The organism is Acinetobacter sp. YH12211 (genome assembly GCF_013418015.1).
GTDB classification, from domain to species: domain Bacteria; phylum Pseudomonadota; class Gammaproteobacteria; order Pseudomonadales; family Moraxellaceae; genus Acinetobacter; species Acinetobacter towneri.
On sequence record NZ_VPCW01000062.1, the window covers coordinates 1 to 1,783 of the forward strand.

Below are 1,783 nucleotides of genomic sequence, written 5' to 3' on the forward strand. Positions count from 1 at the left end.
AGGCGCACCACCACAAGACCCTGCAAAATATGATCTTGACCATAAAACAGGTTTTGTATAATTCCCTCTCAAGTCTAAAAACTCATTTCGCATTCTTCTACTTGTTACAGACTTTAAATTATTAACCAATTTGCTTAACTGTACCGTTGGTGGATACTGAATAAGCATGTGAACATGGTCGGATTCACCATTACATTCCTTTAATTCAGCATCAAAATCTTTACATATTTCAGTTGCACACTCATTGAAATATTTATGATGCAACTCACCTAGTATTTTTTTTCGATATTTCGTTATAAAAACTAAATGAACATGAAGATTAAAGGCTGAATGTCGGTTTTTATATATCTCACTCATTGAAAAAATATACCTAAAATGTTAGAATCAGCACCATATTAACAGATACACACTCATTAATGAAAATCAACAAAGCGTATAAATTTAGGCTTGAGCCTAATGTCGAGCAAGAGGTTATTTTAAATAATCTCGTTGGCTCTGCACGCTTTGTTTGGAATCAAATATTAGCAATTTCATTTGAAATGTTTGCTCAAAATAAACACATTAATGCGGTGAATCTAGTAAAAAAGATAACAGCACTGAAAAAGAATCCTCAGTTTAGCTTTTTAGATGGAAATTCAAATGCTGTGTCACTTCAACAAAAAGTTCGTGATCTTGCATCAGCATGGGGGAAGTTTTTCAACCCTAAAGAACATGCTCGACTAAAAGAAAAAAAGCGCAAACCTAAGAAACCTAAATTTTTTAAATTGGCTGATGGTACTGAGGTTCAGTTGCGCCCACTTATGCCTAGATTTAAGAAAAAATCAGACGGTTATGATTCCATTCGCCTTGTACAATTCGATAAATACTGTTGGGTTAAAGGAAATAAACTCAAACTCCCTAATGGCGTAGGTGTTATTAAATTCAGGAAGTCGCAAGAGATTCTAGGCACAATAAAAAATGTGACGATCAGTAAGGTGTCAGGACGTTGGTACGTTTCATTCTGTACTGAAACAGAACTTACTGAAATGCCGATCCACCCATCAAAATCAGCGATTGGTGTTGATCTTGGTGTTAAGAAATTAATCACTACCTCAAATGGTCAGGTCTTTGACCCGATCAATAGCTTTAAAACCAATCAGATTAAATTAGCTAGACTTCAACGGAAGCAGAGAAAGAAAGTTAAATTTAGTCAAAATTGGAAAAAACTGAATTTTAAAATCAATAAACTACATCATCACATTGCCAATATTCGTCATGACTACTTGCAAAAAATCACTACAACGCTCAGCAAAAACCACGCAATGATTGCTGTTGAGGATTTAAAAGTAGCAAATATGTCGAAGTCAGCAAGTGGCACAATCGAAAATCAAGGAAAGAATGTAAAAGCTAAGTCAGGCTTAAACAAATCAATCCTAGATCAAGGTTGGGGCATGCTCGTTAGTATGTTGGAATATAAGCAACAATGGCGAGGTGGATTACTTGTAAAAGTTGATCCGAAGTACACAAGTCAAACCTGCTGTGAATGTGGTCATGTAGCAAAAGAAAACCGACAAACTCAAGCTAAATTTGAGTGTGTCGGATGCGGTTATGTTGCGAATGCGGATTTAAACGCATCTCGTAATATATTGTCGGCAGGACATGCCGTTTTGTCTGTGGAGGGTGGATGCGGTAAAGGTCGCCCTAAGAAGCAGAAAGCAAGCGAAATCCGTGAGGAAGTCGCCTAAGAGCTTTGCTTTTAGAATCCCCCACTTGAGTGAAAACGAAAGTGGTGGGAGTATGTCAA

General features: G+C 36.7%; 2 protein-coding genes. One reads left to right on the forward strand and one right to left on the reverse strand.

What is annotated here, in order from left to right; translation table 11 throughout:
* A partial coding sequence (tnpA, locus tag FTU98_RS13770) for an IS200/IS605 family transposase (protein ID WP_179994534.1) occupies positions 1–357 on the reverse strand: 357 nt, incomplete at its 3' end.
* A 59-nt stretch (positions 358–416) separates the two neighbouring features.
* Here tnpA and FTU98_RS13775 point away from each other — a divergent pair.
* Complete coding sequence (locus FTU98_RS13775) at positions 417–1,724, forward strand: RNA-guided endonuclease TnpB family protein (RefSeq protein WP_131260640.1); 1,308 nt, start codon at positions 417–419, stop codon at positions 1,722–1,724.
* Positions 1,725–1,783: the final 59 nt, after the last annotated feature.

Bases quoted from the DNA above. Each gene is read 5' to 3' on its own strand.
- FTU98_RS13775 (WP_131260640.1), top strand. From the start codon at position 417: ATGAAAATCAACAAAGCGTATAAATTTAGGCTTGAGCCTAATGTCGAG.